Below are 14,885 nucleotides of genomic sequence, written 5' to 3'. Positions count from 1 at the left end.
TTTTATCGATACTATCAAATTTTAAGCAAGCAGGCTAAACTATCGCAGCGAATCAGCGGTCACCTATTCGTTATTAACACTTATCCTTATAATGTTCATATTGACGTTACTTTATTACCAGCAAGTTACGTTATTCGCTATTATCTGGTTAAATGAACGCCTTATAATCGCTGCTTGCTTAGTGATTAGTTGCTTAATTGCCTAATTGATGAGCTATTATCCGTCAAACCTGACTTTTCTTTCACACCAACTGCCAGTCACATTTTGCCTATGTCTTCTAACCCGCAATACCGTTTTTCACGTCAGAGCCATCATCTAGGTCAAGGTCATGCGCCGACACTATGGCAACGTACTCATATTGACCCGTGGCTAACCTTACTGCTATTAACGGTTTGCTGTATTGGTTTGACAATTTTATACAGCGCATCTGGCCAAGATAGCGACATGGTCATACGCCAAATGGTCAGCTATGGCGTTGCCTTTACGGTGATGTTTATCATGGCGCAGATACCGCCTAGCCTCTATCGCACCTTTACCCCCATATTTTATGTCTTAGGGCTGATATTATTGGTACTGGTTGATATCATTGGCGAGGTACGCATGGGTGCGCAGCGCTGGATTAACTTACCGGGATTTGGCAGCGTACAGCCTTCAGAGTTTATGAAACTTGGCATGCCGATGATGTGTGCGTGGTTTTTATCCAAACGTGACTTGCCGCCCTCACTATCCAGCATTGCCATCACTTTGGCATTAATCGTAGTGCCGGTATTGTTAATCGCTAAAGAGCCTGACCTTGGTACTTCATTACTGGTCGCGGCCAGTGGCATTTTTGTGTTGTTTTTGGCAGGGCTTTCGTGGCGATTGATTGCGAGTGCGGCGGCTTTGGCGGTGCCTTTGGTCGCCTTCGCTTGGAATTTCTTATTACATGATTACCAACGTACGCGCGTCTTAACCCTATTTAATCCTGAGGCTGATGTACAAGGAGCTGGCTGGAATATCATTCAATCCAAGACCGCTATTGGTGCAGGCGGCCTCACTGGCAAAGGCTATCTAGAAGGCACGCAGTCTCATCTACATTTTTTACCAGAAGGTCATACTGACTTTATCATTGCCGCCTTTTCTGAAGAATTTGGCCTGCTTGGCGTGATATTACTCATGTCTATTTATGCCTGTGTGCTGACTCGTGCCTTATATATCGCATTCAGCCATCCTGATACCTATAGTCGATTATTGGCAGGCGCGATTGCTATGTCCTTTTTTGTCTATGTCTTCGTCAATGTCGGTATGGTCGGCGGCATTTTGCCGGTTGTCGGCGTGCCTTTGCCTTTTATTAGTTATGGCGGTACAGCTATCGTTACCTTGATGGCGGGTTTCGGCTTATTGATGTCAATCCATACTCATAAATCTGACTAATGCTTTTTTAAGCAGCTTGCAAATTTAAACAGCTTGCAAAGTGCAATTATGTATAGCAATTTTTATGCATAATGGCCGTTTTAGCCTTGGTTAAAATAACGATAAAAACACGCTATTAAGCATCCAATTTAGTCATTTAAAAAGTCATTAGGCAGCAAATCGGTGGGCAAATTTAGGAAGAATTTGCCATCAGCATTCATTCAGCCTTTATGCAATATCACTACAGAATTTGCAAAATTAGGCGGACATTTGCCGGCTTAACCTAATTTTATTTGTAATCAATTCTACATAGATTGTCATAAAAACCCTAACATCACGCACTTATTGATAATCATAAGTCATTGTAATTCTTACAAATTATACCAACAACCTACCAACTACACCCCTATAAAAACCCATTATTAGTCCACTCATACTGATAGGTTTTATTCCTTGTTTTTTACAAATAATTGCGTTAACCTCGTTTTATGGTAGATATGATACATAACCCGTACATAGCTACTAACAAACTTATCATTCAATTATATTGTCGTTGTAGCTCCTCCGTATAGTTAGCAACTTGTAGATTTCAGACTTTCAAAGTTACTACTTAATTAACGGTTTAATAACAAAGTAATACGTAATACACTTTAAACTCTTTATTAATTTAGCATTGTGTGAAAGTTTGGTTATCGAATAGCAGTATCCCATTTTAGTGGTTGATGCGTTATTTAATTCATATTGTTAACTATCATTTGAGCGTGTCATAAGTTAAGTTTGGTGATTTGTCCCTAAATCATAAACGCCTACTCACTTATGATGATGAAATAAAAATTACCATATATTAAAATTTATTGAAGCCGGGCAGTAACGTCAGTCATTATGAGAAAGGTGATTGATCTCGGTTTTAGGGTTTGCGGCAGGGTTAGATTGGTCTAACGCTGCCTCGCTCCATCTAAGAGGTTTTTAGTGTTAAGTTTTGATGTATAAGTTATAGAGGTATTTATGAATAAGCGTTTATCTGGTTTACTTACAATGTCAGCGGTTTTATTTGCTGGCTCTGCAGTCGCTTCTAATGCAAATGCGGTAGAATCAAAAACCTCCCTTGCAATGATCTCGCAAGATAACGCCTCCCATATTGACCGTGTACTCGGTGAACTTAGTCGTCAGCACGACGGCGCATCAAGCTTAGTTAAGTCTGCCCGCCAACCTACTTCATTGGCGCTGAGCAGCTCACTGTTGGCCAGTGACACCGCACAAGTATCTAAAGACGAAGATGTGCTAGAACGCCTAACAGCAGTCGCCTCTAACTCTGTGAGCAAATTTAAACAAACCGGCTTAGCCTCTTGGTATGGTCGTCAGTTTCATGGTCGCAAAACCGCTAGCGGTGAGACTTTTGATATGAATGGCCTAACCGCTGCGCACCGTTCACTACCACTGAACTGCTACGTTAAAGTGACCAATAAAAACAATGGTAAAAGCGTTGTGGTAAAAGTCAATGATCGTGGTCCATTCCATGGTAACCGTGTGTTAGATTTGTCTTATGGTGCCGCCAAGCAACTTGGTATTACCGGTAAAGGTGTGGGTAATGTGGCTATTGAACGTGTTTCAGGCCCATCCTCTTAAACCATTAACGTCTTAGAACAATAGCGTTTTAAGCCCTTAACGGTTTCGTATTATAGAAAAATCATACTTTTAGCTTCAAATAAAAAGCGCCTAACTCATTCAAAGTTAGGCGCTTTTTTGTTGTGTAAATTTTAATTATGAATATAAAAGGGTTTGCTATTAAAACCTTACAGCTCAAACGCCCTTTCAATCGCATCGTCTAAGCGTTCTACCGCAATCACATTAATACCTTTGAACTGCGGCGCATCTTTAGCAGGCGCATTGGCTTTAGGAATAATCGCATGTTTAAAGCCGTGCTTCATTGCTTCTTTTAAGCGTTCTTGACCATTAGGTACAGGGCGAATTTCACCTGATAAGCCGACTTCACCAAATACGGCAAGTGATGACGGTAAAGGTTTTTCTTTGATACTAGAGGCACAAGCTAAGAGCACTGCCAAATCAGACCCTGTTTCTATTACTTTCACACCGCCGACGACGTTGACATAGACGTCTTGTCCGCTGGTATGGATACCGCCATGGCGATGCATGACCGCTAGCAACATCGATAGTCGTTGAAAATCTAGTCCTAATGCCATGCGCCTCGGTGAGCCTTGTGAATCATCAACCAAGGCTTGTACTTCCACCAGTAGCGGTCTGGTACCTTCACGACTCACCATGACCACAGAGCCTGCTACGGGTTTGTCATAACGGCTTAAAAATATCGCTGACGGATTGGCGACCTCTTTAAGCCCCATATCGGTCATGCCAAAAATCCCTAACTCATTGACCGCGCCAAAACGGTTTTTCACCGCACGTATCATACGAAAACGCGAGTCAGACTGACCTTCAAAATATAAAACCGTATCAACCATATGCTCAAGCACACGCGGACCGGCAAGCGTACCTTCTTTGGTCACATGCCCGACTAAGAATAATGCCGTACCGGTTTGCTTGGCATAACGGGTCAAAATAGCCGCCGACTCTCGAATCTGACTGACGCCGCCCGGTGCCGAATTGATTGCATCGGTATAAATGGTCTGAATCGAGTCAATAATAGCAATCGCAGGCTGCTCTTGGGTCAATGCCGCGCAAATAGTCTCTACATTGGTTTCAGCAAGTACACGCAATCTATCCGCCGGTAAATCTAAACGCTTGGCACGCATAGCCACCTGCGCCAATGATTCCTCACCCGTCACATATAAAGCACTACCCGCCAATGAATCAGCCTTTGCCATATTAGTCGCGGTTTGCAGCAAAATCGTCGATTTACCGATACCTGGGTCACCACCTATCAAAACGACAGAACCGGCTACCAATCCGCCACCTAATACCCGATCAAACTCACTGATACCGGTTGGTAAACGCGTATCTAAACCGACGCTTACGGCATTGAGTGGCATGACCGCACTATGTGTGCCGGAATAGTTCCCGGTTGGTGCTCCACCCGATGAGCGCGGTGTTGCACGATTTGCTGCTGGTTTAGCAGTGCTTTTGTTATGATGAGGCATACTGACGTTTGGGGCTTCAACTAAGCTGTTCCATTCGCCGCAATCAGAGCACTGTCCTGACCATTTACCAAAATGTGCACCGCAGCCTTGGCAGACATAGCTACTTTTATTTTTTGCCATAACGTATGAACCTTATTCAGCTGGTCAATCGAAAGTAATAAATAGAGAAGAATAGATAGAATTTATGAAGCTCTGTAAAAGCTTTAATATAAGAGTGTTAGAGATGATATATCAGCCTGTAGAATCAGGCGGTAATTTATAGAGGCCTGTGCTTGCAAAGAATGTACTGACAAGGATTGCTCTTATATTAAAGCAATCACCAAATATCCGTTGAAGATCTGCCTAATAACGAAATATTTGGCTAAAAATACAGATGAGGTTTTAGAAAATTATATTAATTAAGACATGAGATTTTTTATACCTGAAAATCCTTACCAAGATAAACTGACTTCACCAATTCATTTTCTAATACTTCGCTCGACGTCCCTTCAGCAATAATAGCGCCTTCTGAAACGATATAGGCTTTTTCACAAATCGCTAAAGTATCACGTACATTATGGTCAGTAATTAAAACCCCAATACCGCGATTTTTTAGAGTTAAAATAACGTCTTTAATATCCCCTACAGAGATAGGATCGACACCAGCAAAAGGCTCATCCAATAAGATAAATTTGGGGTCGGCAGCCAAAGCGCGCGCAATCTCACAGCGACGACGCTCACCGCCTGAAACACTCATGCCGAGTGACTTGCGCACATGTTCTAAATGGAACTCACCGATGAGTTTTTCAAGCTCTTGGCGCTGCTCAGAGGCACTCAATTCTTTACGAGTTTGTAGAATAGCTAAGATATTGTCTTCAATCGATAATTTACGGAAAATAGAAGCTTCTTGCGGCAAATAACCAATACCGGCGCGCGCGCGCTCATGCATGGCATATTTGGATAAATCCATTTTTCCTAAGGTCACACGGCCCTTATCCATATTAACAAGACCTACCACCATATAAAAGCTGGTGGTTTTGCCTGCGCCGTTTGGACCTAGTAATCCGACGACTTGTCCTTGTTCAACAGAGAATGACACATCTTTCACCACCCAGCGTTTACCATAGCGCTTACCTAAATTTTGCATCGTTAAACGAGCGACAGGTTCAGAGCTATTAGCTGACGCTACTGAGTCATTATTAAGCTCATTGCTATTAACAACATTATTTTTAATATCACTCATAACTTACTCATCACTCACTTGTAAAGTTGCAACACTCAAGCGCTAATATGGATAGCGTAAATACGGACGGCTTACATGTTTAAAAGTTTAACGATTGTAATGCATGCAGCTTTATTAGCCATCTAATCAATTGTCATTTAACATGTTAATCGGTTTAATTACTTAGCGTATGCTGCTTTGATTGGTGCTGTTATTAGGCGGGAAAACCAACTCTACGCGTTGATTGCCACCAGCGGTTGCTTCTACATCGCCCGCTTTTAAGCTATAACGAATGACATTACCGGCAAAGCTTGCGCCATTTTGTACCAGTTTTGCATTACCCGTAAGCGTAACGATGCCTGTGACCGCGTTATAGTCGATTTTATTGGCCTGACCTTTTGCCAAGCCTTTTTCTTGTGTAACCACCTGCTGCATGGTGGCTGGACGACCGGTTGCGACGGCCGAATTGATACTGCGACCCTGTGATAAATTGACCGTAATATTATCAGCGGTCATCTTGAACGTCCCTTGCGTAATCACTACCGTACCCGAATAGCTGGTAATTCCTGTGCGTTCGCTATAAGTGGCTTTATCGGCCAATAATTTGATTTCTTGATTGGCATCTGATGGCAAGGCATGGCTATATAACGGCAAGGCTAACAGCATCACCATCGGCAGCGCACGTAATCCGTTTGATACTTGGATAGAGCGCGTCGATAGCAAGCGTAAAGTAGGCAAAAAAGTGGATTTCATAAAAGTTACTCGTGTCGTTATGGGTAGTAGAGTTTGCAAACTTCCTGCTAGGTGCTGCTGTTAATATGCATCTAATATCAGTATAAAGGCTAAAATAATCAAGTGATTAGGACAATATTAAAGCGGCAGCTGATATTAATTTGAAGCTTAAGTCGCTATTAAAACAAGGCTTTGTCTTGGCGTTTCGCTGGCGTAAAGGCAACCGCAACCTTGCCAAATTCATAGTCACCGGTTTCAAGATTGGCAGTCATGCTAGAGGCTTCAAAGCGATTCATACCTTGCTCGACTTTGACTGGCTCATCACTATAAACTTGACCTGACTTGGTATTGCCTTTTAATGTAGTACCCGTCACTTTAATAGGCTCAACATCGGACGCACCGGCTTTACCTTCGCTGACCAAGGAGAAACCGCCTGATAAGCTCATTTCACCCGTCTGCTGACTGATAGCGGCACTGCCCGCTTCAATACGATAGCGCTGCTCATCTGAAGGCTCCCAATTCATCGTGATGCCTTTCATCTCATCCTTATTGGTCACAGGATTGTGGGTCAATGATTCAGCACTCAGCTCGTACTCAGTTTCACCTTTCTCATTGGTCTGCACCGCCTTGATATCGGTGGCTTCATAATCAACATCCGTCGCTTCGATACTGACCGGTGGCGTAATCTCTCCTTGCTGCTTAAAAAACCAGCCAGCAATCACAGCGAGAATCAACGCAAGAACGATTAAAACACGAGTATTCACGACAAGTTATCCTGAGTTTTTGCTTCATCAAGCGTATAAGATGCAATAAAGTTTTGATAGTGGCCATGACCCTTTAAAATCAGATCACATATTTCACGTACAGCGCCGGTGCCGCCTGCGCGCGTGGTCACCATATGGCTACGTTTTATGACTTCTGCATGCGCGTTTGGAACAGTTGCAGCAAAACCAACGGTTTGCATGGCTTTAATATCGGGTAAATCATCGCCCATATACGCACAATCGGCAGCGGTGATATTGAGCGCAGGATCAAGCGTGGCTAATAGCTCGTTTAGAGCAATCAGCTTATCATCACGGCCTTGGACAATGTGATTGACACCCATCTCAGCAGCGCGCTTATCTACCATAGGGCTGCTACGACCGGTAATAATGGCGGTTAAAATACCATAACGTGCCAACGACTTAACGCCCACGCCATCTTGTACTGAAAAAGCCTTGGTTTCAATACCATTGGCATCATAAATAATTTGACCGTTTGACAAAATACCATCAACATCCATGACCAATAGCTTTACTTGTCCAGCTTTTTTAATTAAGTCTTGCATCAGTGCTCTCTTATTAAAGGCTTTTTTAACATGGTAGTTATTAATATAGTACTTATTAATACAATAATCATGAATGCCATCATTGTTAATGCAGCCCTTACTTCACACCGGCTTGTAATAAATCATGCACCGTAATGACAGCTTCCAAGCGCTCTGCCTCATCAATAATCAGCAGCTGGCTAATCCCATTTTCATTCATTACACTTAGCGCATCTGATGCGCGCATGTTTTTACTGACGCGACGTGGATTGCTTACCATCAAATCACGCATCGGAGTTTGCAAATCAATGCCTTTTTCTAAGCCGCGGCGCAAATCACCATCGGTAAATACACCGACCACTTTTTGTTCGTCATCAGTGACCACTGTCATACCCAAACGCCCAGCCGACATGGTAAATAAAGCGTCTTGTAGTGGCGCTTGTTGATTAATCAGCGGTAAGTTTTCTGAATTGGTATGCATCAAATCTTCAACGCGCGTCAGTAGCTGTCGTCCTAGCGCGCCAGCGGGATGCGATAATGCAAAATCTTCTGAAGTAAAGTTGCGGGCATGAACCAAAGCCACTGCCAATGCATCGCCTAATGCCAAAGTCGCCGTGGTACTGGAAGTCGGGGCAAGATTAAGCGGGCAAGCTTCCTGTGATTTACCAAGCGTCAATACGATGTCCGCTGCACGTGGTAGCATGCCGCGTTTATCTCGGCTGATACTAATCAGCGGAATATTCAAGCGCTTAACTACGGGCAGCAGCATTCTAATCTCGTCCGATTCACCCGAGTTTGAGATGGCAAGTAAGACGTCGCCCTGTACTAACATCCCTAAGTCACCATGCCCTGCTTCACCTGGGTGCATAAAAAATGCTGGCGTGCCTGTAGAAGCAAAGGTCGCTGCTATTTTGCGCCCAATGAGTCCTGACTTACCCATTCCCGTCACCACCACTCGCCCTTGACAGGCTAAGATAATATCGCAGGCTTGGGCAAATCTATCATCGATTTGTTCAGTTAACAATTCTAGTGCCGCCATCTCAGTATGAATCGCTTCGATAGCAGTACTAATAAATTGTTGATGGGTTAAATTGCGTTGGGGATTACTCATACAGCAGCTCGATATTTAGTGACTTTACATTCAGCGACTTTCAATTTAGTAATTTTTAATGATATAACTTAAAATTTAATGACTTTAAATTCTTCAAATTGGAATATGCGGTGAATCAATAGAATATTTTACTATACTATGCTCTCAATTAATAATGCTCTCGATTAATAACATTCTAGATTAATAGTATCGCGCATGATGATATGCCATCATTTTAGCACTAACATTGGCATTGCTAGATGCAATTATACGTCTATTTATACAAAAAAAACCCACTATAATATAGTAGGTCTCAATCAGATATAGAACATTTTAATAACATACTTTTTAATTAAGCATTACTTTAGATTTGAGCAATATGTTTCTAGCTCATTATTGCAAGCACAACCTCTTAAGTACGATATTTTAGGCATAAAACTTAAACACAGTACTTTCAACGTAGATTTTAGTTATTACTGTCGTCAGTATCGTCATTTGGTTTATTTTCGAAGCCCGCATTATCTGACGGCGCCTCAAAACCACGGTCTTGACCAAAACCACCGCGCTCAAAACCGCGTTCTTGACTTTGACCAAAGCTGCCACGCTCAAAACCGCGCTCTTGACCTTGGCTAAAGCCGCCGCGATTAAAGCCACTACGATTGGCAAAACCGCGCTCTTCAAAACCACCCGTGCTCGCAAGGTTGCTACCGCGCTCAAAGCCACTACTCATACCACCACCTTGATAACCAACGGGTGCGGCACTTGGCGTGGCTGTACTGGTGCCAGTTGCTGTGCTACTTCTAGGATTGCGCGCTGGCACTACTGTTGAGATGGCATGTTTATAAACCATTTGGCTAACGGTATTTTTTAGCAATACCACGTATTGGTCAAATGACTCGATTTGACCTTGTAGTTTAATACCGTTTACCAAAAAGATAGAAACGGGAATGCGATCTTTGCGCAGCGAATTCAAGAACGGATCTTGTAAGGTTTGTCCTTTTGACATGAAATCTCTCCTAAATATTGTATAATTATTTTTAATGCCAATTATTTTAAGTGTCGCTTTAATTATGATGGCTAAGGGCAGATACAATAATAAGTTTTATTTATAAAACGTATCTAAATAAGCGCTCATTGTTGTTAAGTGATTCCACTTTATCGTGAATACGTTATTATTGTAAATTATTAAGTAACCACTTGTTTCAAAAGCTATTTTATCAACAAACGTTAACTAATAGCCATTAAACAAGCGGTTATATAAATATAATTCCCACTGTGCTACTGGGTTTAAATTATAGCAGCTATCTACATTATACTTTGAAACTAATTGTCATTATTTTTTACGCATTGCTAATTACGCTATCGGTTTAATCCGTCAGCAATATAAGCAGGCGTCGATATAAATAGGCATCAATATAAATAATCTCGCACCTGTGCCATGGTATCAAACGTTTTTATCGTTATAGCATTGTCTATCTGCTTATCATCGTTAGGCACATCACCAGATAAATCAGACAATTGAGTAAGTTTACGCAGCCAAGTGTATTGGCGCTTTGCTAGCTGTCTTGTCGCATATAATGCCTTATTTTGCATTTGCTGACAAGCAAGCGCTTCAGCCTGACCAATGTGCTCAGTTGCTTGGATCTGCGGCTTTGATTGATCACTTATTGAATCATCAACTGCGTCAAAGGCATCATAAAACTGTGCTTTATCTAAATGTGCTTGCTCAAATATTGGGTGATTAATATGCACAAGGTACTCCAATACTTGCCGATAGCCAACACAGCGCATCGATGGCAAATTAGGCGTCAGTGGATACTGCTCAAGCAACCCTATCACTTCAGCGACCAATCCTTCATTCCACATGATACCCAAACGTCGCTCGATACGCTTATGCAACCATGGGCGCTCAGGCATTACTGCCAACGCATGCCAATTTTGATTGGGATTATGAGCTAAGGCTTTTTAGGCTTTTTTGCCAATCACTGATGGGCATATTGGTTTGTAGATAGACTTCAACCGCTCGAGTAATACGTTGAGTATCCGTTGCATTAAGACGCTCATGGCTAATCGGATCTATCTTACTGAGATAGTCATACAGCGCACTAATACCTTCCTCTTGCCGCCACTGCTCCACGCGTGCGCGAACGCTCTCATCACTATCGGGTACGGGAGATAGCCCATCAAGTAGCGCCATGTAATACATCATGGTACCACCGACGAGCAAGGGAATTTTGCCATTCTCATGACAGCTATCAATCAAACGGGCAACATCATGCACAAACTCAGCGACGCTATAGCTCTGCATCGGGTCAATGATATCGACTAAATGATGCGGATAGCGCGCCAGCTTAGCAGCCGTTGGTTTCGCCGTACCGATATTCATATCACGATATATCAATGCTGAATCGACCGAAATCAGCTCATAACGCCCCGTATCAAATAACTCATAAGCCAGTGCTGTCTTGCCACTCGCGGTTGGTGCCATCAAACACACCACGCTATTATCCGTTAGCTTGGAATTGAGGCGATAAGATGAGCTGTCAGACGAAATTTGCATAGAATTGCCTTTATTAATTATATGATTAGCGCTAAGGAAATTTGCGACTTGTCACTGCTAAGATTTGCTTATTATATTTTTTATGTCGTTAGATACACATTTACTCAGGGGCAGATGACAGCATCAATGCAACCAATCGATGACTATCGATAGATTTGATCGCATGTTTAACAAGTACGCTTTCCATATCTGCTATGAAAACCATTAAGTCTTGCGGTGACATTTGCATTCTCACGGTAGCAAGTTGCTGATTAATGGCAGCTGCGCTGTTCAACACCTTTTCTTTTTTAAATACCCTATCGCGAAATACATGTGACTCAAATAATGAACTGAGCTTTGCCTGCCAAACTTCAGCACTAATCAGTAAATATTGGCTTTGGTAATAAAACAATAACAGCGGCAGCGCTTTATCTTCGATGTATGTCGTACTAGCAGATTCAGTTAACACCTTATTTAAATCGTCAATCACGTCCAGACAATAAGGCAAAGATGTCGGATTTATTGCTACATCGTTAGAGATATTACGGGTGTTTTGAATGTTATTTTGATTAATATTTTCAGAAACAAATAATGTGTCTACGGTTTGAGAAGTAGGCGTATTTTCTGATAACTGATAGGGCTGTTTGGGTGCTTGGACTTGCTGGCTTTTGGTTGAATGAGTAGTCGATGATGTCTGTTCCATTTGAGCAGCGAAGGTATTATTTATAGACAGACTATTATTTAATACCTGACTATCATCATTAACGGAATTAATGGTCTTTTTGCTAATTACATTTTTAAGCTTTGTCCGAATCGCATGACTGAGATGCGCCATGATGTTGTTCAATGGACTGATTTTGATACGCTGTTTAGATGGGTGTACATTAATATTAAGCCACTCAGTTGGCAGATCAAAATAAAGCGCATAGCCAATACCTGCTAACTTTGCGCTTTGAGCAAGTTGGCGTAGCTGATTGCTAATCAATGCTTCTTTTACCAGTCGTCCATTCACATAAATCAACTTTGGTAAAGCATCCTGCGAATCAGTGATTGGCCATAACCATCCATTAATGCTTGCTTGAGCGCTAAAGCTACTATCAATATAGGCTTTAGGCGACTGCATTAAACTGGTGAGGTCTATGGATATTTCTAAGGCGTTATCCGTTAATGGTAGCCCAGTCGCTTGCTCGAGACGTGATAAAGGCAGACGATTAGCATTATTGTTGCTGTTGTCATTGGCAGACATGACTCTTGAAGAGCTTGCTCTTGAAGAAAGGGACAGCCGCTTTTTATTATCATGAAACAGCGTCAGCGCCACACCTGCGCGCGCCAAAGCCACTTCGCGCACTATCGTTTCGATATGACCAAACTCGGTGGCAATAGATTTTAAGTTGCCGCGACGGGCTGGTACGTTAAAGTATAAATCTTTAACGGTAATGGTCGTACCACGACTATGCACAACTGGCAGCAACTTTGGCACATCGTCCAATACACCGGCGACTTGCAACTGGCGACCAACACCACTGTCATCATGACTACTGCTTAAGGTCAAACGAGAAACTGCCGCCGTTGCTGCCAATGCTTCGCCGCGAAAACCCAATGTCGTAATACCATGCAAATTAGCGACGTCAGCGACTTTACTGGTTGCATGACGGGTAATCGCCATAACCATATCATCAGGATGGATACCTGTGCCATTATCGACCACTTCAATCATCCCCATGCCGCCTTGGGTAATATGAATCGCAATATTGGTCGCACCAGCGTCTATCGCGTTTTCAAGCAGCTCTTTAACCACCGCTGCTGGACGCGTTACTACCTCGCCCGCTGCCAATTGATTAATCAGCAGCGGCGATAGCTTTTTGATGCGAGTATGAGAATTATCGTCTGGCATTTGTGGCATTAAGAGGTATCGTTATTTTGCGTGGTGATAAATGATGCTGTCGGCTATTGATGATTTACATTGGCTACAGATATGAGATGCAAACTAAATCTTAAGAGAAGATAAATCCAAGCCTTGCGCTTGACCTGACTTTGATAGTCGCAGCTCAACCTGACGCGCTTCTTTATCATTATCATCGCCATCAGCTTGCGTCATATCAATAAATAAAGTCGGCGGCGGTAAATAGCTGTCCGCACGACTGGCCCATTCGATAATAACCAAGGCATTTGGCTCATCTAAATACTCATCGAAACCGATAAAAGATAGCTCTTCTGGATCTTGAAAACGATATAAGTCAGCATGATAAACTGGCTTAATTGACCCATCATTTTGCTCGATACTATAAGGTTCAACTAAGGTATAAGTCGGGCTTTTAACGGCACCCGTATGTCCGAGCGCTTGCAACCAATAACGAGTCAGCGTGGTTTTACCTGCACCCAAATCACCCGCCAGCCAAACGCTACCGGATAAGGATAACGCCGCTAATTGCGCTGCCAAACACTGAGTATCGGCTTCAGAGTACAGTGTCAACGTTTTAACGTTTTTGTCTTCTTTTATACTATTAGACATCAGAGTTACCTGCCTGTACTTGCGTCTGTACTTGCATCGTGACTGACGGGTTAACAAAATTCTCACCGCGAATCAGCTTGGCATATAACTCAGGGTCATGCCATTCACTGCTGACTTGATCGCTAAACTCAAACGCTTCTAAATTAAGCTTGCCCATTTGCTCATTGGCCACATCATCAGCAAAACACTGCGCATAACCGGTTGCAGTTTCGTGTGCAATCACCGAGTAAACGCTGACATCAGATTCACCGTTTTGCATTTGGGTTTGTTTTAAAATCTCTTGCGCCCAAAAGAATATCACACGTGAGAACTGCTCTGCTGATGGCGATACCGGCAAGCTTATCCAGCGTGCACTGAATTTTTTGCAGGCGGCGATATACTCAGGGTCGTCTTTGTTCCAAAAGCAAATCGCATGATCGAAGCTGTCGATAATATCTTTTATAGACGATTTTAATAAACCGAAATCATAGACCATCTGCCCATGGTCTAAGCGCTTAGCCTCAAGAATCAATTCGATTTGATAACTATGACCATGGATAGAATGCTTGCAGCGCTCTGAGCTACAATTACGCACAATATGCGCATTTTCAAATTTGAACAGTTTACGGATACGCATAATAATCAACCAAAACAGTAAGCATCGTTGTGCTAAATATGAGTATTACAAAAGCTTGCCGCGACGACTCATCGGCTTGTGGCTCATTATAGCAAATCGCAATGACTCCGTAAGTAAGCACTTATTAATAGCCATATTGACTAAATAAATCCATAACACTAAACACCCCTTTATCAAATCTATTTATCAAAAATAATTTGAGGAGCAGGATTAAAAAGAGATGTCTAAATCCAATCGTAGGTGAATTGTGCTGACGCTATCTATTGCGACACCTTAAGCCTATACTCATTGCAGTACGCAAAATTTGCGTCATCAGCATATAACCTAACCTTTAAGCTTGTTTACACTGGTTTTAAAGGGATTACGGCTTATCTCAAGAGGAAA

The 14,885-nt window shown here is 42.5% G+C and carries 11 protein-coding genes and 2 pseudogenes; 2 read left to right on the top strand and 11 right to left on the bottom strand.

Features of this window, described 5'->3' with window-relative positions:
* Positions 1-270: 270 nt before the first annotated feature.
* Positions 271-1,413, top strand: a complete 1,143-nt coding sequence (gene rodA, locus JMX94_RS10375; RefSeq protein ID WP_201565291.1) for a rod shape-determining protein RodA — start codon at positions 271-273, stop codon at positions 1,411-1,413.
* A 1,257-nt stretch (positions 1,414-2,670) separates the two neighbouring features.
* A pseudogene (locus tag JMX94_RS13590) lies at positions 2,671-3,018 on the top strand (septal ring lytic transglycosylase RlpA family protein); the annotation flags it as partial.
* A gap of 167 nt (positions 3,019-3,185) precedes the next feature.
* Here JMX94_RS13590 and radA read toward each other — a convergent pair.
* From radA to JMX94_RS10315, 11 genes and pseudogenes are all read right to left on the bottom strand, one after another.
* Complete coding sequence (gene radA / locus JMX94_RS10365; RefSeq protein ID WP_201565265.1) at positions 3,186-4,625, bottom strand: DNA repair protein RadA; 1,440 nt, start codon at positions 4,623-4,625, stop codon at positions 3,186-3,188.
* Between the two features lie 295 nt (positions 4,626-4,920).
* Positions 4,921-5,631, bottom strand: a complete 711-nt coding sequence (gene lptB, locus JMX94_RS10360; protein ID WP_201565290.1) for an LPS export ABC transporter ATP-binding protein — start codon at positions 5,629-5,631, stop codon at positions 4,921-4,923.
* A 258-nt stretch (positions 5,632-5,889) separates the two neighbouring features.
* Complete coding sequence (gene lptA, locus JMX94_RS10355) at positions 5,890-6,378, bottom strand: lipopolysaccharide transport periplasmic protein LptA (RefSeq protein WP_183619124.1); 489 nt, start codon at positions 6,376-6,378, stop codon at positions 5,890-5,892.
* Positions 6,379-6,617: 239 nt separating this feature from the next.
* Positions 6,618-7,202, bottom strand: a complete 585-nt coding sequence (gene lptC, locus JMX94_RS10350; protein WP_201565264.1) for an LPS export ABC transporter periplasmic protein LptC — start codon at positions 7,200-7,202, stop codon at positions 6,618-6,620.
* A complete protein-coding gene (locus tag JMX94_RS10345) occupies positions 7,199-7,765 on the bottom strand; it encodes an HAD family hydrolase (RefSeq protein ID WP_201565263.1) in 567 nt (188 codons plus the stop codon). The genes lptC and JMX94_RS10345 overlap by 4 nt, the downstream gene beginning before the upstream one ends.
* A 97-nt stretch (positions 7,766-7,862) precedes the next feature.
* Positions 7,863-8,855, bottom strand: coding sequence for a KpsF/GutQ family sugar-phosphate isomerase (locus JMX94_RS10340; protein ID WP_201565262.1), 993 nt, complete (start codon positions 8,853-8,855; stop codon positions 7,863-7,865).
* Between the two features lie 445 nt (positions 8,856-9,300).
* Positions 9,301-9,840: an RNA chaperone Hfq gene (gene hfq / locus JMX94_RS10335; RefSeq protein ID WP_201565261.1), complete on the bottom strand. Its 540-nt coding sequence runs from the start codon at positions 9,838-9,840 to the stop codon at positions 9,301-9,303.
* Between the two features lie 404 nt (positions 9,841-10,244).
* A pseudogene (miaA, locus tag JMX94_RS10330) lies at positions 10,245-11,394 on the bottom strand (tRNA (adenosine(37)-N6)-dimethylallyltransferase MiaA).
* 100 nt (positions 11,395-11,494) lie between these two features.
* On the bottom strand, positions 11,495-13,267 hold the full coding sequence (mutL, locus tag JMX94_RS10325; protein ID WP_201565288.1) for a DNA mismatch repair endonuclease MutL: 1,773 nt from the start codon (positions 13,265-13,267) through the stop codon (positions 11,495-11,497).
* 93 nt (positions 13,268-13,360) lie between these two features.
* A complete protein-coding gene (gene tsaE, locus JMX94_RS10320; RefSeq protein WP_201565260.1) occupies positions 13,361-13,885 on the bottom strand; it encodes a tRNA (adenosine(37)-N6)-threonylcarbamoyltransferase complex ATPase subunit type 1 TsaE in 525 nt (174 codons plus the stop codon).
* The gene (locus tag JMX94_RS10315) at positions 13,878-14,501 is read right to left on the bottom strand and encodes a 6-carboxytetrahydropterin synthase (protein ID WP_201565259.1); all 624 of its coding nucleotides are present in this window, start codon (positions 14,499-14,501) and stop codon (positions 13,878-13,880) included. The genes tsaE and JMX94_RS10315 overlap by 8 nt, the downstream gene beginning before the upstream one ends.
* Positions 14,502-14,885 lie beyond the last annotated feature (384 nt).

It is taken from the genome of Psychrobacter sp. CMS30, from assembly GCF_904846565.1.
Classification (GTDB): domain Bacteria; phylum Pseudomonadota; class Gammaproteobacteria; order Pseudomonadales; family Moraxellaceae; genus Psychrobacter; species Psychrobacter maritimus.
This window is presented reverse-complemented; position numbering and strand designations above follow the sequence as displayed.